This is a genomic window from Enterobacter kobei, from assembly GCF_001729765.1.
Lineage (GTDB): Bacteria > Pseudomonadota > Gammaproteobacteria > Enterobacterales > Enterobacteriaceae > Enterobacter > Enterobacter kobei.
This window is the reverse complement of the sequence record NZ_CP017181.1, coordinates 1,963,607-1,981,022: the sequence shown is the minus strand read 5'-3', so window position 1 is coordinate 1,981,022 and position 17,416 is coordinate 1,963,607. Positions and strand designations below refer to the sequence as shown.

The window sequence follows — 17,416 nt, the reverse complement described above, 5'->3', positions numbered from 1 at the left end:
ACATTGTGCGCCATTTTTTTTGCCTGCGTCAAACGGCTCTACTGCGTCATCTTCTCCCCTGCCTCTTCCGCTACCGCCGCGGACACACGACTGTTCTGCACTGACAATACGCTGTTACTGGCCGACGGGCCGCTTCCCGCAGAAACCACAACCGGGATCCCCGCACGGCGCGCCAGGGCTTTATCGATCAGCGCCTTATCGCTTCCGGACTGTGAAACAAAGGTCGCAAAGTCGGCGGAGTGCGTAATGGGCGAAATCTGTGGGTTTTCACCTTCCACCTGCGCCAGCGGACGATGGACCTCAATATAGCGTTTACCATCCGGCTCGACCGCGAATTTCACTGGCTCATTGATGATTTGTACCCGGGTGCCAACCCGTACCTGTTCGAACAGGGCTTTAATATCCGGGGCGTTCATTCGCATACAGCCGGAACTGACGCGCAAGCCAACGCTGTCTGGCGCACTGGTTCCGTGGATAAGATATTCCCCATTACCAATACCCAAACGCAGGGCATAGCGTCCCAGCGGGTTATTTGGCCCTGCGGGAACCACAGGAGGCAGTTTAATTCCCTGCGCAAGTGAACGGGCTCTGATACCGGCCGTCGGCGTCCAGGTTGGGTTCGGGATTTTTTGACTGACGCGGGTCGTGCTCACCGGTGTTTCCAGCCCCAGTTGCCCGATGCCAAGTGGGAAAACCTGGACAATGTTCTCTCCCGGCGGGAAATAGTAAAGCCGCAGCTCAGCGAGGTTCACAACAATACCCTCGCGCGGCGTGTCGGGTAGCAGCATCTGCGACGGGATCGTGATAACGGTTCCCGGTGCAGGGTTGACCGGCGCAATCGTATTGTTCGTTTCGAGGATCACCTGCGCCGCGGTATTAAACCGGCGGGCGATGGTCTGCAGCTTATTATCCCCTTCCTGTATGGTGTAGGTTTGATTTTGCCCAATCAGGCGACTGCCTGCGGGCGGCAACGGATAGTCCATCGCGCGGGCCGAATTAAGTGCACCGAGCGAACTGAGGAGTAATAGAGTGATGAGAGACGCGCGCTTCATGCTGAGATTCCTTATTCACTGGCAGAATGCCAGAAAGCTGAAAAACCAGCGAGGCGGGAACCACCTCGCGAAACAGAATGAATGCTGTTCTGTAAGTCTAGCTAAGGATTGCCGCTTTGGCGCGAATGGCGCGAATCATCGCTTCCAGTCCCTGGGAACGAGACGGGGTGAGGTGTTGGGTGAGGGCCATTTTTTCAAACCACGGGCGGACATCGAAGGCGACAATATCCTGCGCTGACATCTGGTGATAAAGAATAAAGACCACCGCAATCAGCCCTTTTACTATTGCCGCATCGCTGTCACCCTGCAGGGTTATCGTGCCATCGTCAGACTGCGCCATCACAATCCACACCTGGCTTTGACAGCCCTGAATACTGTTCTCCGGGGTATGCGCCTCTTCACTAAGCGGCGGCAGACGCTGCCCCAGCTCAATGATGTAGAGGTATTTCTCTTCCCAGTTTGCGCAACGCCCAAAGTTGCGCAGCAATTTCTCTTTATCCGGCAGTTCTGCCATCGTTCGCCTCTTTGTCAGCCCAGCAACTGGTGAATGCGTTTTAGTCCCGCCACCAGCCTGTCGACCTCTTCCATTGTGTTATACATCACCAGCGATGCGCGGCACATTGCCGGAACCTGGTAAAAGGCCATGAGCGGCATGGCGCAGTGGTGCCCGGTGCGCACGGCCACGCCGTAATTGTCGAGGAAGCTGCCCACGTCATAGGCGTGGTGTTGTCCCAGATTAAAGGCAATCACACCCTGTCGGTCAGCCGGCCCGTACAAGGTCAGGTCCGGCACGCTGGCCAGCTCCTGCAGCGCGTAATGCATCAGCAGCTGTTCGTACTCGTGAATGGCATCAAGACCAATTCCGGAAACGTAAGACACCGCCGCCCCCAGCCCGATGATCCCACCGGTGTTGGGCGTGCCCGCCTCAAAACGCCACGGCGCACGGGCGTAGGTGGTCCCTTCCGAGAGGCTAACGGTAGCGATCATTGACCCGCCCCCCTCCCACGGCGGCATCGCCTGCAGGATGTCCTCTTTCACATACAGCACGCCGATACCGGTTGGGCCATAAAGCTTGTGTCCAGAGAACACGTAGAAGTCGCAGTCCAGCGCCTGGACATCCACCGCGTGGTGCATTACCGCCTGTGCACCGTCAATCAGCACTTTCGCCCCGGCCTGATGGGCCTTATCGACAATCTCCGCAACCGGGTTTTCAGTACCCAGAACGTTAGAGACCTGGGTGACCGCCACGAGCCGCGTTTTATCGTCCAGCAAGGCGTCAAGCTGCTCAAGCTGTAACGTTCCGTCGAGGTTCAACGGGATGACGCGTAATTGCGCGCCAACGCGCTCACACAGCATTTGCCACGGTACGATATTAGCGTGGTGCTCCATCTGGGTAATGATGATGTTATCCCCGGCATGGACCTGAGCGTTACCCCAACTGTTAGCGACGAGGTTAATCCCCTCGGTGGTGCCGCGCACAAACACCAGCTCTTCCGGCGATCGCGCATTGAGGAAGGCAGCCACCTGCGTGCGCACGTTCTCCATGCGCTGGGTGGCTTCCGCGCTCAGGGTATGGATCCCCCGATGTACTGCTGCATAACCGTGGCGGTAGAACTCGGCTTCCGCATCCACCACCTGATTCGGTTTCTGCGCGCTGGCCGCGCTGTCGAGATAAGCCAGCGGCAGACCGTTCACTTCACGGGTCAGAACCGGGAAATCTGCCCGTACTTTCTCTACGGGAAAACTCATGCTTCGCCTCCGGGCAGACGCTGACCAATACGGGCCAACACCTGCTGCTTCAGTACGCCATCATGCAGCGCTTCCGTAAGCTCCGCCGCAAAGGCATAGATAATCATTTTCTGCGCCGCCTGCTGGTCGATACCGCGGGAACGCAGGTAGAACATCTGTTCGTCGTCGATCCGCCCGACCGTGGCGCCGTGGCTGCATTTTACGTCGTCGGCGTAAATCTCCAGCTGCGGCTTCGTATCGACCTCCGCCAGGCGTCCCAGCAGGAGATTGTTGTTGGTCATCTGCCCGTCAGTCTTGATGGCGTGTTGCGCGACGTTAATCAGACCATTAAATACCGCGCGTCCTTTATCGCTGACGATGGTTTTGTGCAGCTGGCGGCTGTTGCAGTAACCTTTGTTGTGCTCAAGCCACGTGCGCGTATCGCACACTTCTGATTTGACCGGCATCGCCAGGCTGTTGATACGCAGCGTGGTATTTTCACCGTTAAGCTGGGTACTGGTGTTATGGCGCAGCACCGCACCGCCGAGCAGGAAGCTATGGCTGTACGCCGCGGCATCCGGTCCCAGCAGGATATCGTTATGCGCGAAGTGGTGGCTCTGGGGGTTCTCAAACGCCAGCTTAATGTGGTGGAGCTGCGCATTGGCGGCAACGTTCATCGTCAGACGCGACCCGGTAAAGTGGCGGGTGTCATTGAGACTCACGTAATGCTCAATCACCGTCGCGTCGGCCCCTTCGGCCAGTTCAAGATGGTGGCGATAGTGGGCGGTGTTGATTTCATCGCCCTCTACGCCCTGGGTGATATGCATCAGAAGCAACGGCCTGGCCGGACGCTGGTTACGCTTAACCTGGATATGCGTCACGCTGCGGGCGAGGCTCTCGGTCAAATGCAGGAAAACCTCCGGCTGAACCGGGGCGCCCAGACTCTGGCGTTCGTCGTTAATCACAATCCCGTAACCGCTCTCCCGGGTGTCATCGCTCAGTTCAGGGTGATAAACGCCGTCGACAAAGACCAGCCGTACCGCATCCACGGTCAGCGCCAGGGCATCTCGTCGCTCCGGACCGATCGCCGCCGGACGCGCCACAAACTCGCCGCTCAGCAGGCCATCGAGCGGGGTATATTTCCAGTTTTCATGTTTACGCGTCGGCAGGCCGAGGCGCAGCATCTGCTGCAGGTGCTGCTGCGCCAGCTCAGAGCGATTCCCCTGCGCCTCAAACAGCCGGTGCCACTGCTGGAGAGCATTACTGCTGTTCGGTAAGCCAGCCATAACCCTGCTCCTCCAGTTGTTTAACCAGCGTGAAATCACCGGATTTCACAATGCGTCCCTGGTAAAGCACGTGGACGTAATCCGGCTTGATGTAGTCGAGAATACGCTGGTAGTGAGTGACGATGATGAACGAACGCTTGCCGTCACGCAGGGCGTTCACCCCGTCAGCGACAATCTTCAGGGCGTCGATATCCAGACCGGAGTCGGTCTCATCCAGAATGCACAGCTGTGGCTCCAGCACCGCCATCTGCAGAATATCGTTACGCTTTTTCTCGCCACCGGAAAAACCAACGTTGACCGAACGGGTCAGCAGGTCTTCCGGCATTTTCAGCAGTTTGATCTTCTCTTCCATCAGATCCTGGAAGTCGAAGCGATCCAGGGCCTCAAATCCGCGGTACTTGCGCACCGCATTCAGCGCCGTCTGAAGGAAGAACTGGTTGCTGACGCCCGGAATTTCGACCGGATACTGGAAGGCCATGAAGATACCTTCACCCGCGCGATCTTCCGGCGACATCTCCAGAAGATCTTTGCCGTTAAATTCGACCGAGCCGTGCGTCACTTCGTAATCTTCACGTCCCGCCAGCGTCGCTGAAAGCGTACTTTTCCCGGAGCCGTTAGGCCCCATGATGGCATGAACTTCACCCGGCTTGACGTCAAAATTGAGGCCACGCAGGATCGCTTTATCTTCCACGCTAACCTGTAAATCTTTAATACGTAACATGTGCTTTCCCTTAACCGACGCTGTGTTCAAGACTGATGGCGAGGAGTTTTTGTGCTTCAACGGCGAATTCCAGCGGCAGTTCAGAGAACACGTCCTTACAGAAGCCGTTCACAATCATCGAAATGGCATCTTCTTCACTGATCCCGCGCTGCAGGCAGTAGAAGAGCTGATCTTCCCCAATACGCGACGTCGTCGCCTCATGCTCCAGCTGTGCTGAATTATTACGGCACTCGACGTACGGGAAGGTATGCGCTCCGCAGTCGGCCCCGATAAGCATCGAGTCACACTGGGTGAAGTTACGGGCGTTGGTAGCCGTTGGCATGATTTTCACCAGCCCGCGATAGCTGTTCTGGCTGTGCCCGGCGGAGATCCCTTTCGAGATGATGGTTGATTTGGTGTTTTTACCGATGTGGATCATCTTGGTGCCGGTATCGGCCTGCTGATGACCGCTGGTCAGCGCCACAGAATAAAACTCACCGATGGAGTTATCCCCGCGCAGAATGCAGCTCGGGTACTTCCAGGTAATGGCTGAGCCGGTTTCCGACTGCGTCCAGGACATTTTGCTGTTTTCACCTTCACACAGCGCACGCTTGGTGACGAAGTTCAGGATCCCACCGGTATTGCCGTCGCCGGGGAACCAGTTCTGCACCGTTGAGTATTTGACCTCAGCGTCTTTTTGAATAATGACTTCAACGACCGCCGCGTGCAGCTGATAGCTGTCGCGTACCGGGGCGGAGCACCCTTCGATATAGCTGACGTAGCTGCCTTCATCCGCCACCAGAATAGTGCGTTCGAACTGTCCGGTTTTTTCGGCGTTAATGCGGAAATAGGTGGAGAGCTCCATCGGACAGCGCACGCCTTTCGGCACGTAGATAAAGGTCCCGTCCGACGCCACCGCCGCGTTGAGCGCGGCGAAGAAATTATCGTTACTCGGTACCACGGTGCCGATGTACTTTTTCACCAGCTCAGGATGGTCATGAATCGCTTCGCCAAAGGAGCAGAAAATAATCCCCTGCTCCGCCAGCTTTTCACGATAGGTGGTCGCCACCGAAACGGAGTCAAAAATAGCGTCTACGGCGACCTCTTTCCCCTCGCGCACGGGGACGCCGAGCTGATTGAACGCTTCTTCCACCTCTTTACTGAGGAAGCTGTTCTCCGCACCGGTCTGCTGTACTGCACCGGGCTGCGAAGCACACGTATCATCGCAGCTGCCGCAGGATGGCGCAGAGTAGTAGCTGTAATCCTGATAATTCAGCTTGTCATAATGGGCTTTCAGCCAGTGCGGTTCTTCCATCTCCAGCCAGGCACGGTAAGCGCTCAGGCGGAATTCCAGCATCCACTCGGGTTCGTTGCGTTTGGCCGAGATGGCGCGCACGACATCTTCGTTGATGCCTTTCGCCAGCTCATCGGTCTGCAGCTGCGTGAAGAACCCTTCTTTATAATTAAGGTGCCCGCCGCTCCAGGTATTTACATCACTCGTTGCTTCAGTATTACGAGACATAGTACCGCCTATACCCCAAAGCTTTCGCCGCAGCCGCATTCGTTCTGGGCTTTCGGGTTATGAAATTTGAATAACTGGTTTAAACCTTCCCGTACATAATCCACTTCCGTGCCGTCGATAAACGGCATGGCCTGCAGCGCGACGTACAGCTTCGCACCGTCGGTTTCAAAGACCAGATCATCTTTTTCGGGTTCGGTGACAGTATCCAGCACGTAGCCAAAGCCCGCGCAACCGGTCTGCTTAACGCCTAAACGTACGCCGAGGATCTCGGGCTTTTTCGCCACCAGCTCGTGGATATGCGCTGCCGCCGCAGGCGTGAGCGTCAAACCGCGCCAGGCAAAATCGGCAGGATTGAAGGTTTCTGAATGCAGTTCCATAGGTCCACCTCATCTGATTAGCCATCAGGGCATAACACCATGTTAGTGATAACGATTATCACTTCAACCCTCTGTCAGCAGGGGCATTCGGCTAAACCGCCCTTTTTGTCTACTTTTATTAAGCATAGACCCTGTCTGAAGATGCGGGCGGGATGGATGTAATTGTTCAATACTTTGAAAAATAATGGCTTATTTAATCAGCGAGAAAGCGCAAAACGGGGACGTAAAATATGCATCGGAAATGCCTATTTTTAAGATAGCTTTTGCTCTGGAAAGGAGAAAAAACAAAAAAAAGGCCGCAAGGCCTCAGATAATCAGTGGTGAAATGAAACGCTAAATCCCTGCTCACGCCAGTGATCGAGCTGTTCCTGTTGACGGGGCGTTGGTGATGTTCCCGTCCAGACGAAGATTTTTTGCCCGGGGAACAGTTCAGGACGCGGCGAATCAATGGGTTCCGCCAGCACGTCAATATGCCAGCCTTTCTGGGCTAAACGCGCGGCTTCAAGCCAAAGATGTGTACGGTCATCGCATTCCCAGCCAATCAGCAGTGCGTCTTTACCCGCTTTCTTGCGCGATTCCGCGAGGCTTGCAATCGCAAATTCAATCAGGACACCGTCAAACAGACTCGCCATATGGCGTACGGTGTTTTGATCCTGATTCATTCGCTGACGGACGGGTGAAATGATGTTATCGATCAGCGCATCCATCGCGTGATCGCGGCGGAATTCACCGATTTTGGCGCGCAGCTTTGCCGGGCTGGCGTAACGCAGAACGGTCATCATCTCTTCCTGGAAAGAAGCCCAGTTACCCTGAGTCATCACTTCCTTATTTTCCAGCAAGGATTTTACTTTTCCGACCGAAACGCCGCTTTTCATCAGGCGCTTGATCTCTTCGATACGCAGGATATCTTCGTCGTCAAACTGACGATGACCCCCTTCGCTGCGCTGCGGCTTCAACAATCCATAACGGCGCTGCCAGGCACGCAGCGTAACGGGGTTGATACCGCATCGTTCGGCCACTTCGCCGATACTGTAATAGGCCATTAACTCCCTCACGCTCAGAACTTCCATACCTAACTACACCAACCTTATCAGATTGTACAAACCATTTGTAGAATTCAGACCTCATTTTGCACGGGTGAATGGCCTGCAAGGCCATCCAGCTGTTAATACATTGTTGTACAAATCTTGCCTGCCGTACAGTCAAGTCTGCAGGTTTTTGTACAGCTTCGTCAGAAATCGTATTTTTTCTCTGGCCATGCGATAGCCGGGATACCGCCGTGTCGGGGGCTGGCAAAAAGATGCCCCTGGAACTGAGAAATGCCCGCAGACTCGAGCCACATCCACTCTTCCGCCTTCTCCACGCCCACCGCGCAAAATTGTATTTCCAGTGAGGCACAGCATTTGATTATCGCCTGAATAATGGCCTGCCGTGGGCCACTTTTATGCACGTTCGCGACCAGATCGCGATTAATCTTAATTCTGTCCGGCTGGAATTGCGCCAGGAGCTGCAACCCGGCAAAACCGGCACCGAAGTGATCGATGGTTACGCTGATACCCGCACTTTTTAGCTGTCTGACCGAATGCGTAAACTCATCGAAACGGGAAATGGCTTCACTTTCGGTAAACTCCACCACAATTTGCTCCGGCACAAAGCCATTTGCATCAATAGCGGTGAGCAGAAAGTCCACGGCATTGGGCACGTTGACCAGCGTCATAGGCAGCAGGTTGATGGATAAAGTCTGATCCTGTAACCCCAGCGCGCTGGCCATGGAGAGAGCCACCTGTTTGCTTTGCAAATCAGAAGCATGCACTTCTTCACGCGTGCGATTGGCGAAATACGCTCCCGGTGAGTCACCGGATGGAGTGCGCAGAAGCGCTTCCCAGGAGACAACCTGCTGCATGAAAGGATCGACGATAGGCTGAAACGCAAAGCTACAGTCCGCCCCTTTTGCCACGACTTCAGGCTGCGCAGATAAGCGCGTTTCTTCCGGGACGAAATCCCAGGAATCCGCAGGCGGCAGCTCAAAATAGTTGGCTTTCTCTGTGGCCTCGACAAAGGTGCGGAAAAACTGCAGCGCACGGTCGTTGTAGGTCAACTGGTAGCGGGTTGTGCCTTTATCAAGCACCTGCTGGAGCACCTCTTCCCTGTCGTACTGGCGCAAATCAAAGAGTTCCATACCCGCTTTACCGAAACGCCGTGAAGGCCCGTGATCGCGCATCAGCTCGACCACATTATGGTGGCGCGTATCAGAGCAGATCTGTTCGTAGATGGACGTTACGTTTTCCGCAGGCCCTTCAAGCAATTGAAAAAAATGTGTGCCGTTGAACAGCAAGATCCCCGTGACGCTGGATTGTCGGTTTTTACTATTTGCAGCAGCGACCATATTTTCCAGCGCTTTCACTGGCACGTCCTCGCAGATGTGACTGCGGTAAATGATGGTTGTAAGCATGCGAGTCCTGGGGGGTTAAGGTTTACCACAAAAACATGTGGGGAGACTTCTTTTTATAGCACATTAATTGCCTGACAAATAATTTACATCTCAATCATTTACGGCCGTTAATGGTGCATTTATGGGGCGCTGTACAACTTAACAGTGGCTCGTCAATTTGTACAATATATTCTGTAACATTACCGTTTCATGAACAACACACAACAAATTGAAAAATAAAGAATTTATAAAATATATCCTGATTTTATTAAAAATCTGTACATTTTTTATGTACAGATTTGGAAATTGTGTATACCTTAAATGTAACGTTACTGATTACAAAATTTTACAGGAGCGAAACATGCAGCAGAAAGGTTACGTCGCAGATTCCGCAGCAGCGATCGCACAGTACTTCGAAAAAGCCGCGCTTCCCACTCAACAGGAAACGCTGGGACAAGTTGTGGTTGAAATCCTGAGCGACGGGCGAAACCTTAATCGCAAATCGCTCTGTACCAAGCTGTTAAGCCGCCTCGAAAAAGCCGATGGCCCTGAAGAGGAAGAGCACTATCACATGCTGCTTGGTCTGCTCTTCGAACGGTAAGGTTATGAATAGCAGTGACGCAGATAAGCTGACTGACCAGTTGATTGGGGAAGCCGTTCTTTCACTGTTGAAAGAGCACGGCCCGATCACCACTGAGGCTCTTGTACAGCGTCTGCGGGATATGAAAGTACATGAAAAGGATCCCCGGCGGCGGGAGACACTGGCGAAGGTAATTGCCGAAATCGGCTCAAACAGCTTGCCATTAAAACGTCGCAGAACCGCGCAAGGACGAATAACAAGAGAGGGACCTCTCAATGATAACCGAGACAATGTAGTGCCGTTATTTGGAAATGGAAAACCGTCCGATCCCAAAAAAATACATTGACTGCAATTTAACAGCTACGGTGAGAACAAATGAGACAAAATATTCAGCTTCAACCCGAATACCATTCTGCTTTTTTAGAAAGCGCGCTGTCGGAGTATTTCCGTCACGCAGGCGATCGTTTTGCTGAAGAGTCCGCTGTTTTTTCTACTGCAGTACGCTGTGTTCTGGCTTCCGAAGGCCATCTGTCAAATAAAGCCATCATTCTGTGGCTCATCCAGACGCTGGAAGCCACCCATGATGTTGTTCAGGCGGATGTTATTCGTAAGACGCTTGAAATCGTCGTGGGTTACACCATGGACGACCTTTAATTCCCAGCCGCTGCTCTCGTGTCATCGTCAAAACTGACGAACATTTGACGATGACACGCCCCCGCCCTCATAACACCCTGTAAAACAAGCACTTTAAATATGGCATGGTTTCTGCTTAATCCCTTTTACGGGACTGGGCTTACCAGTCATTTTGCTTCATTTCTTAACAGGTCTGTTATTGATGAAAAAAATCGCCAGCGTCTGCCCTTACTGTGGTGCAGGCTGCAAATTAAACCTTGTTGTTGAAAATAACCGTATCCTCCGCGCCGAAGCGGCAGAGGGGGTCACAAACCAGGGGACCTTGTGCCTGAAAGGATTTTACGGCTGGGACTTCCTCAACGACACCCGTCTGCTCACTCCCCGCCTGACCCAACCGATGATCCGTTATCATAAGGGAGAGGTATTCACCCCCGTAACCTGGGAAGAGGCTATCCGCTACACCGCCCACAAGCTCAGCAGTATCAAAGCGCAATTCGGTCCGCGCGCGATCATGACCACCGGTTCATCACGCGGCACCGGTAATGAAACCAACTACGTGATGCAAAAATTTGCCCGTGCGGTGTTGAACACGAACAACGTAGACTGCTGTGCGCGCGTTTGTCACGGCCCTTCCGTGGCCGGTTTACAAGAGACACTTGGCAACGGCGCAATGAGTAATTCAATCAACGATATTGAAAACTCAAAATGTCTGCTGGTATTTGGCTACAACTGCGCAGACTCCCACCCTATCGTCGCCCGTCGCGTGCTGAAAGCCCGGGAAAACGGTGCAAAAATCATCGTCTGCGATCCGCGCCGCATCGAAACGGCGCGCATTGCCGACCAGCATCTGCAGTTGAAAAACGGCAGTAACATGGCGCTGGTCAACGCTTTTGGCTATGTGCTGCTGGAAGAGGAGCTGTACGACAAAAACTACGTCGCACGCTTTACTGAAGGGCTTGAAGCCTATCGGCAGACGGTCAAAGAGTATGCCCCAGAGCGGGTTGAACACCTCACCGGCATTCCCGCCAGTGATGTTCGTCAGGCAATGCGTACGTTCGCGGCGGCCCCTTCCGCCACCGTGATGTGGGGAATGGGCGTGACCCAGTTTGGTCAGGCTGTGGATGTGGTTAAAGGACTTTCCAGCCTGGCGTTGCTGACCGGCAACCTCGGCCGTCCTGCCGTCGGCGTCGGTCCCGTGCGTGGACAAAACAATGTTCAGGGTGCCTGTGACATGGGCGTGCTGCCGAATATGTTCCCCGGCTATCAGGATGTGACCGATCCCGCCGTCAGACAGAAGTTCGCCGATGCCTGGGGAATTGACGTCAACAAGATGGACGATCGCGTCGGGACGCGCATTACCGAAGTGCCTCACCTGGCGCTGGAAGGCAAGGTCAAAGCCTATTTCATCATGGGGGAAGATCCGCTCCAGACGGAAGCCGATCTCGGCCTGGTCCGCAGCGGTTTTGACGCTCTCGATTTTGTCGTGGTTCAGGACATCTTTATGACCAAAACGGCGGAAGTGGCTGACGTGCTGCTCCCTGCCACCTCCTGGGGGGAACACGGCGGCGTCTTTACCTGTGCCGACCGGGGGTTCCAGCGTTTTGGCCAGGCCATTCAGGCCAGCGGCAACGTTAAGCGTGACTGGGAGATCATCAGCCTGCTCGCCACCGAAATGGGCTATCCGATGCACTACGACGATAACCAGCAGATCTGGGACGAGATGCGCGCGTTGTGCCCTCTTTTCTATGGCGTGACCTATGAAAAAATGGGCGAAATGGGCCACGTGCAGTGGCCGTGCCCGACGCTGGATCATCCGGGAACGCCATACCTGTACAAAGACAATCAATTCGACACCCCAACCGGCAAGGGGCAGCTCTTTGCTGCACCGTGGCGCGCACCGGCAGAAACCCCTGATGATGACTACCCTCTTGTGCTCTGCACGGTGCGTGAAGTGGGACATTATTCGTGCCGATCAATGACCGGGAACTGCGCCGCGCTGCAAAGCCTGGCCGACGAACCTGGCCGGGTACAGATGCATCCAGCCGATGCGGATAAGCTGGGCATCCGTGACGGCCAGCTGGTGTGGGTTCGTTCACGCAGGGGCAAGGTCATCACCCGCGCCAGCATCAGTGAGCGTATCAACGCCGGTGCGGTCTATATGACCTACCAGTGGTGGATTGGCGCCTGCAACGAGTTAACGCAGGACAACCTTGACCCTGTCTCTAAAACGCCGGAAACCAAGTACTGCGCGGTAACGCTGGAAGCCATTGAGGACCAGCGCTGGGCGGAGGATTTTGCGGCATCGTCTTACCAGACGATGAAAACGCGGTTGATCAATGCCGTGAACGTGTAAGGAAAAGAGGCTTAACGGTTTTGTAATTCGCAGAAACAGGGGCGCGATAATGAATGACACTATTGCGCCCCTGGTATGATATTGGGAATACTGGTTAACCATGATGGTGAGTCAGATAGTCTCGCAACCGGTTTCCAGGGGTATTCTTCTCCACCATCCTGTGAATCAAAGCCACCAGCTCAAAATCACTGCGCAGGTTGAATTTTTGCATCAGCAAATATTTATGGGTAAAAATAGTTTTATCACTTGTTTTAAGCTTATTCGCGATCTGCCCTACCGATAATCCTTTGTAAAAACTTACCATAACGCGAATTTGCTGTGGCGATAATATTTTATGCTGGCATTCGCTGCAGCTTCTCTTCCTCCAGTGAAAACTTGAGAGCTGTGTGCGGTACCATGCGATAAACAGCGCCTCGGTGATCCTGTCCAGCGACGCGCGGCGCGAGATAAAAATCATATCCTGAAAACAGGACGGATATGTTGAGAAACGGTGTTCATCATCCACCAGCCCAACCACAATTCCTTTTTTCCGCGCCTGTAATTCGGGATAACAGGTCAGGGTTTCCCCCTGACATAAAGAGAGAAAAATAATATCGGCGGCACTGACATTTTCATGAGAAAGTTCGCCGTCAAAGTGAAGCAGATGTTTGAAATTATGAAAGAAGAAATCCTCAAGAAAACACTGCAATCCCGCTCTGAAAAATGCGTCGGTCTCTTTAATCACAATATTCAGCATATCAGTTGTACTGCATCGTCATGACCACGACGGCACTGATGCTCCCCGGCGTCGCACCGCCGGTGAAGGATCTGACCGATGCCAGCATGGCTATCGTTGCCGTTCTGTCTGCTGAAACAGGTTGAGTGAGGCTTGCACCCGTTCCTTTCAGCACGCCTGTCGCGGCCTCACTCATCGCAATCGCAACGTGCGTGGCCGAACCGCTGTTCATGTAATAATCCGCTCCCGCATCCGGATCGGGAGTGCCGGTAAAGGAGACCGTCACGCTGCGCGTCCCCGTCGGGCACTGGGTAAATAACAGGTTAAAGGGCACAGGATCGGATGAAGATCCCGGCGTAGCCATATTTGATGCCTGTATATTGCCAAGATTAATATTCAGACTGGCATTCCCTCCATTGAATATACACGGAGCGGCAATAATATTGCCGGTAACGCTGACATTAACGCTGTCCGCCGCAAAGATATTGCTGCTTATTACTGTGGCGGCGAGCGCGGCCGTGCGCAAAATATTCATCGCTTTATCCATCACTGATACGTCAAATTTAAGGTCGCAGAGGCATTGGCCGTGCCGGGCTCAACCGTCGTTTTTGTCTGGTAATAACGCGCCGTTAACGGAAATGTCTGCTGACCGCCCGCGGCAACGGTTAACGGCAGGCGCGTATTTAACGCCAGCGGCGTGCCGTTATAGAGCAACTGAACGCCAACCCCTTTCGCCGTGCCGGTATTCCCTTGCCCCGTAAGTGCCAGCACGCTCGTCGTCGCAACGTCCGGGTTCTGAATACCGCTGATCGAAACATTCACGTTGGCGCCAGGATCGCAGTTAAGTCCAAGATTTTGCGTATTCCGGGCGCCCGCCGGTGTGGTGCCCACCGTCGAGCCAAACGTCGCCGCAGAAATATCGCCGATAGGGAACGTCAGCTGCGGGGTGGTGATGCTGCAGGCCAGCACGTTAACCGTTCCCCCCAGCAGCGTGGTCGTCAGAGCATCACGGTAAATGCCATCGCTCCCCTGCAGCATCACCACGCCCAGTACTCCCGGCGTGAGTGAACCTGACGCGACCGGTCCGGTCACGATAAGTTCTATTTTACCGCCCCACCATTCGACATAGCTGGCCTGCGCGGTATAGGAAAAGGTATTGGTCGGATTTTCAAAATATCCCCCAGATGAAAAACGAATACCAATTCCACTTACGTTTGTGTCATAGACGTGATTTCCGAAAGCGCTCTGGGTTGCATTCAGATATCGCATGCTAAATCCCAGCATTACCGGACTCGTGCATCCCGTTAAATAGGCGCTGGTGATTGACGCATTACGCGAAAATAAAACGGTACCAACGGCCACATCGCGCTGCACCGTAATGGTGCCGATGGACAACGTAGATTCCTGGGGCGTAATCGTCGTGCAGGTGCCTGCATGGGCACTGCTCCAGCCTGCTGCGATACACAGCAGACATATCATCGTAATTAAGCGCATTTTAAAAAACCCTAAAGACAATTGACGTTGAGTTCGGTAATTCCGCCTGCCGATGATGGCGGAGGGAGGACGAACGGTGCGCGGCATTGCCGGTCGCTTTCCGTCCCCCAGGTCACAACGACCGTTCCCCGCGCATCCAGACCGGTGAGATAGACCTGTCCTTTATCGCCAACGATAACGCTGCTGTTATCGACACCGTTCAGGCTCGCCATTGCCCCGAAGGGAACAAATTGGCCGTTATGCGTTAAATTAAACAACACCCGGCGCCCCACCTTCGCCTGATAATCAGCCACCACGATCGCCCCACGCGTCGGGGTCACTGTGCGGGTATTAATCTCCAGCTCAACATCATCCGGCATACTTTCCGGAGCAAGGGCGATCTCATTTTTACGGTAAACGGAGAGATTACTGACCACCGTATAGCCCCGGTAATCCGTTTTGACCCCCGCCTGATTACGGATATCAACATCGTGCGCACCCGGGGCGCTAACCAGCACATTGGTCTCACCGAGAGGCTGTGAGAAGGTGATCCCTTCCCGGTGAGCGAGAACGCCTCCCTGCAGGCCATAGTTAAGGCGCTCGCTGTTTTTGTCGTAGCTGTAGCCCGCCGTCAGTTCAGCGTAGGTTCCTTTATAATCACCATTCAGGTTGCCCGTGTAGCCCACGCCATCCGACCCGTACCCCTGCTGCACGTTCCAGTTCAGCGCATGGTTTTCCAGCGCCACCCCGTTCAGACCGATGTTGTGTGTGGTGCCGTTATGCTGACTGGCGCTCACGCCATAGTTAGCCCAGGTTTGCGGCAAAAATTTCTCAAGGGGAATACTGACGTTGAAAGCCACGAGCCGATCGCTGTCGTATCGTTTATTACCATCGTATGAACCCGCACTGCCGTTTTTACTGTAAGTCCAGGTCAGTCCGTAACTGATGTTGTGCCAGTAGTTGTTGTAACCCAGGCTGTATGACGCCATCGTTTTACCCGAATTCCAGTAGTCTTCACGGGCCGCGCTCAGGGTCAGCGAACCCAGATTGTTGCCCAACGTCTGGCTCATCGTCAGTTCGGCCCGGTTGCGACGCCGGTCCTGAAGCGCAGCGCTGTCACCCCAGGAATCGAGGATCTCCTGCATGCCGTAGTAACCGCGGGTCGAGTAGCGGTAGCCTGCAATCGAAAACTGGGTTCCGGTCCTCACAAAGTTCTTGCTGTAACGCGCGCGCCAGGATTGCCCGTTGGATTTTTTGCCGTCCTGCGGGGTGGACCAGGCCTGGGTCACGTCCGCAGAAATCGCACCCAAATCGCCCATGTTTTTCCCGAGCCCGGCTGCGACAGACTGGTATTTGCTCGACGCCTGCAACCCACCGTAGAGCGTGACGCCCCGCGAAAGACCATAGATCCCGGTGATTTGCCCAAACGGCGTCTTATCAACGTTATGGTTATAAGAGCGGTACTGGCCCCCGGTCAGCGCATATTTCAGGCGCCCCTCGCGCTGCAATACCGGCAACGAGGCATACGGTAGAGTGAAATGTTGCTCACTGCCGTCAGCTTCCTTAATGGTGACATCCAGATCGCCCGCGCCGCCCGTGGGGTACATATCCGTAATTTCAAATGCACCAGGCGCAACATAGGTCTGATAAATCTGATAGCCATTTTGCCGCACCACCACCTGGGCATTGGTCCGCGCGATACCGCGAACTACGGGTGCATAGCCTTTCAGCGAATCCGGCAGCATGTAGTCGTCGGAAGCCAGTTGTCCGCCGCGAAACGGCATACTGTCGAACACGTCTGCGGGCGCGGCGCTATCGCCCAGGGTGAGCTGTGCGTTGAGCGGGATAATGGCCCGCTGTGCGTAGGTGTAGACGGTATCCCACGTGTCCTGGCCCGTCTCATCCCGCGACCAGGTGGTGTAGTTGCGCAGCCGCCACGGCCCAACGTTAATGCCCGGGCGTAAGTTGGCGTATTGACTGTTACTGTTCTTAATGCCGGCCTGTTTTGCCCGGCTGTTCGCCCCGCTCAGGCTGTAGTTGAGCATCGCGGCGGTGATCCCTTCATCCCATTGTTCCGGGGAAACATACCCTCGTGCAGGCAGATCGATCGCGGCCTGAGGAATACTGATGACCAGCCGCTGCGCGCCGAACTGAAAATCGGTACTGGCATGCGGGATTGCCTGCAGGTTGACACAGGATGTCGTTTCGCTCGTCAGGCCGGGGAACAGTGCGGTTTTGACGCCCCAGCTTTTTAGCTGTGCAATACTCAGACAAGGCAGCAGGCTGTCATTTCCCTTCTCATCGTTTACTGCAATAAAATCAATATCGCCCGTCTCAATAAGCTGGTCGTCAAGAATGATATCAACATGGTATTTCCCTGGTGCCTGCGAACCGGATTCAAACGCAGATAAATCGGCTTTTGCCATCCCGGGATTATCCAGCTCCACCAGCTCGGCGTTAAAGGTTTCCCGGGCATGCGCCACAGATACAGCATGCGTCAGCGCGAAGGTGATATAAACAGCCAGACGCGCGGGTTGCATTTTTATATTTTTCGTTGCCATCATCA

The 17,416-nt window shown here is 54.3% G+C and carries 17 protein-coding genes; 4 read left to right on the top strand and 13 right to left on the bottom strand.

All coding sequences use genetic code 11. The features are described from left to right. Nucleotides 1-38: 38 nt before the first annotated feature. The 9 genes from ldtE to BFV64_RS09475 all read right to left on the bottom strand — a co-directional run bounded on the left by ldtE (nucleotide 39) and on the right by BFV64_RS09475 (nucleotide 9,117). A complete protein-coding gene (gene ldtE / locus BFV64_RS09515; protein ID WP_014883535.1) occupies nucleotides 39-1,052 on the bottom strand; it encodes a L,D-transpeptidase LdtE in 1,014 nt (337 codons plus the stop codon). Between the two features lie 97 nt (nucleotides 1,053-1,149). After that, nucleotides 1,150-1,566 carry a cysteine desulfuration protein SufE gene (gene sufE / locus BFV64_RS09510; protein WP_014883534.1) on the bottom strand — a complete coding sequence of 139 codons (417 nt, stop codon included), beginning with the start codon at nucleotides 1,564-1,566 and terminating at the stop codon, nucleotides 1,150-1,152. A 14-nt stretch (nucleotides 1,567-1,580) separates the two neighbouring features. Then, nucleotides 1,581-2,801: a cysteine desulfurase SufS gene (gene sufS / locus BFV64_RS09505; protein ID WP_045135082.1), complete on the bottom strand. Its 1,221-nt coding sequence runs from the start codon at nucleotides 2,799-2,801 to the stop codon at nucleotides 1,581-1,583. Continuing rightward, a complete protein-coding gene (gene sufD, locus BFV64_RS09500) occupies nucleotides 2,798-4,066 on the bottom strand; it encodes a Fe-S cluster assembly protein SufD (protein WP_014883532.1) in 1,269 nt (422 codons plus the stop codon). The genes sufS and sufD overlap by 4 nt, the downstream gene beginning before the upstream one ends. Next, nucleotides 4,041-4,787: a Fe-S cluster assembly ATPase SufC gene (gene sufC, locus BFV64_RS09495; protein ID WP_063613970.1), complete on the bottom strand. Its 747-nt coding sequence runs from the start codon at nucleotides 4,785-4,787 to the stop codon at nucleotides 4,041-4,043. The genes sufD and sufC overlap by 26 nt, the downstream gene beginning before the upstream one ends. 10 nt (nucleotides 4,788-4,797) lie before the next feature. Beyond that, entirely contained in the window at nucleotides 4,798-6,288 is a 1,491-nt protein-coding gene (sufB, locus tag BFV64_RS09490) for a Fe-S cluster assembly protein SufB (protein ID WP_069601960.1), read from the bottom strand. Nucleotides 6,289-6,296: 8 nt separating this feature from the next. Continuing rightward, nucleotides 6,297-6,665, bottom strand: a complete 369-nt coding sequence (gene sufA, locus BFV64_RS09485; RefSeq protein ID WP_008500631.1) for a Fe-S cluster assembly scaffold SufA — start codon at nucleotides 6,663-6,665, stop codon at nucleotides 6,297-6,299. A 314-nt stretch (nucleotides 6,666-6,979) separates the two neighbouring features. Further along, nucleotides 6,980-7,708, bottom strand: coding sequence for a MerR family transcriptional regulator (locus BFV64_RS09480; protein ID WP_014883529.1), 729 nt, complete (start codon nucleotides 7,706-7,708; stop codon nucleotides 6,980-6,982). 188 nt (nucleotides 7,709-7,896) lie between these two features. Further along, a complete protein-coding gene (locus BFV64_RS09475; RefSeq protein WP_014883528.1) occupies nucleotides 7,897-9,117 on the bottom strand; it encodes a diguanylate phosphodiesterase in 1,221 nt (406 codons plus the stop codon). A gap of 340 nt (nucleotides 9,118-9,457) precedes the next feature. On the opposite strand from BFV64_RS09475, the gene ycgZ reads away from it, so the two are divergent. From ycgZ to fdhF, 4 genes are all read left to right on the top strand, one after another. Further along, nucleotides 9,458-9,697, top strand: a complete 240-nt coding sequence (gene ycgZ, locus BFV64_RS09470) for a regulatory protein YcgZ (RefSeq protein WP_008500634.1) — start codon at nucleotides 9,458-9,460, stop codon at nucleotides 9,695-9,697. Between the two features lie 4 nt (nucleotides 9,698-9,701). Then, the gene (locus BFV64_RS09465) at nucleotides 9,702-10,022 is read left to right on the top strand and encodes a hypothetical protein (RefSeq protein ID WP_045282005.1); all 321 of its coding nucleotides are present in this window, start codon (nucleotides 9,702-9,704) and stop codon (nucleotides 10,020-10,022) included. A gap of 29 nt (nucleotides 10,023-10,051) precedes the next feature. Then, nucleotides 10,052-10,330 (top strand): biofilm/acid-resistance regulator YmgB/AriR, encoded by a 279-nt coding sequence (locus tag BFV64_RS09460; protein WP_014883526.1) that lies wholly within the window; start codon nucleotides 10,052-10,054, stop codon nucleotides 10,328-10,330. 181 nt (nucleotides 10,331-10,511) lie between these two features. Beyond that, nucleotides 10,512-12,662 (top strand): formate dehydrogenase subunit alpha, encoded by a 2,151-nt coding sequence (fdhF, locus tag BFV64_RS09455; protein WP_069601959.1) that lies wholly within the window; start codon nucleotides 10,512-10,514, stop codon nucleotides 12,660-12,662. Between the two features lie 94 nt (nucleotides 12,663-12,756). Here the strand turns inward: fdhF and BFV64_RS09450 are convergent, their stop codons facing one another. Genes BFV64_RS09450 through BFV64_RS09435 form a run of 4 tightly spaced genes read right to left on the bottom strand, consistent with a single transcriptional unit; the run spans nucleotide 12,757 to nucleotide 17,411 of the window. Beyond that, nucleotides 12,757-13,398 carry a helix-turn-helix transcriptional regulator gene (locus tag BFV64_RS09450; protein ID WP_069601958.1) on the bottom strand — a complete coding sequence of 214 codons (642 nt, stop codon included), beginning with the start codon at nucleotides 13,396-13,398 and terminating at the stop codon, nucleotides 12,757-12,759. Between the two features lies 1 nt (nucleotide 13,399). Continuing rightward, entirely contained in the window at nucleotides 13,400-13,912 is a 513-nt protein-coding gene (locus tag BFV64_RS09445; protein WP_023332796.1) for a fimbrial protein, read from the bottom strand. 11 nt (nucleotides 13,913-13,923) lie between these two features. Beyond that, complete coding sequence (locus BFV64_RS09440; RefSeq protein WP_023332795.1) at nucleotides 13,924-14,871, bottom strand: fimbrial protein; 948 nt, start codon at nucleotides 14,869-14,871, stop codon at nucleotides 13,924-13,926. A gap of 11 nt (nucleotides 14,872-14,882) precedes the next feature. Beyond that, complete coding sequence (locus tag BFV64_RS09435) at nucleotides 14,883-17,411, bottom strand: fimbria/pilus outer membrane usher protein (protein ID WP_069601957.1); 2,529 nt, start codon at nucleotides 17,409-17,411, stop codon at nucleotides 14,883-14,885. Nucleotides 17,412-17,416 lie beyond the last annotated feature (5 nt).

Coding starts and splice junctions, on each gene's coding strand:
- ldtE (WP_014883535.1), bottom strand. CDS start 1,052: ATGAAGCGCGCGTCTCTCATCACTCTATTACTCCTCAGTTCGCTCGGT.
- sufE (WP_014883534.1), bottom strand. CDS start 1,566: ATGGCAGAACTGCCGGATAAAGAGAAATTGCTGCGCAACTTTGGGCGT.
- sufS (WP_045135082.1), bottom strand. CDS start 2,801: ATGAGTTTTCCCGTAGAGAAAGTACGGGCAGATTTCCCGGTTCTGACC.
- sufD (WP_014883532.1), bottom strand. CDS start 4,066: ATGGCTGGCTTACCGAACAGCAGTAATGCTCTCCAGCAGTGGCACCGG.
- sufC (WP_063613970.1), bottom strand. CDS start 4,787: ATGTTACGTATTAAAGATTTACAGGTTAGCGTGGAAGATAAAGCGATC.
- sufB (WP_069601960.1), bottom strand. CDS start 6,288: ATGTCTCGTAATACTGAAGCAACGAGTGATGTAAATACCTGGAGCGGC.
- sufA (WP_008500631.1), bottom strand. CDS start 6,665: ATGGAACTGCATTCAGAAACCTTCAATCCTGCCGATTTTGCCTGGCGC.
- BFV64_RS09480 (WP_014883529.1), bottom strand. CDS start 7,708: ATGGCCTATTACAGTATCGGCGAAGTGGCCGAACGATGCGGTATCAAC.
- BFV64_RS09475 (WP_014883528.1), bottom strand. CDS start 9,117: ATGCTTACAACCATCATTTACCGCAGTCACATCTGCGAGGACGTGCCA.
- ycgZ (WP_008500634.1), top strand. CDS start 9,458: ATGCAGCAGAAAGGTTACGTCGCAGATTCCGCAGCAGCGATCGCACAG.
- BFV64_RS09465 (WP_045282005.1), top strand. CDS start 9,702: ATGAATAGCAGTGACGCAGATAAGCTGACTGACCAGTTGATTGGGGAA.
- BFV64_RS09460 (WP_014883526.1), top strand. CDS start 10,052: ATGAGACAAAATATTCAGCTTCAACCCGAATACCATTCTGCTTTTTTA.
- fdhF (WP_069601959.1), top strand. CDS start 10,512: ATGAAAAAAATCGCCAGCGTCTGCCCTTACTGTGGTGCAGGCTGCAAA.
- BFV64_RS09450 (WP_069601958.1), bottom strand. CDS start 13,398: ATGCTGAATATTGTGATTAAAGAGACCGACGCATTTTTCAGAGCGGGA.
- BFV64_RS09445 (WP_023332796.1), bottom strand. CDS start 13,912: ATGAATATTTTGCGCACGGCCGCGCTCGCCGCCACAGTAATAAGCAGC.
- BFV64_RS09440 (WP_023332795.1), bottom strand. CDS start 14,871: ATGCGCTTAATTACGATGATATGTCTGCTGTGTATCGCAGCAGGCTGG.
- BFV64_RS09435 (WP_069601957.1), bottom strand. CDS start 17,411: ATGGCAACGAAAAATATAAAAATGCAACCCGCGCGTCTGGCTGTTTAT.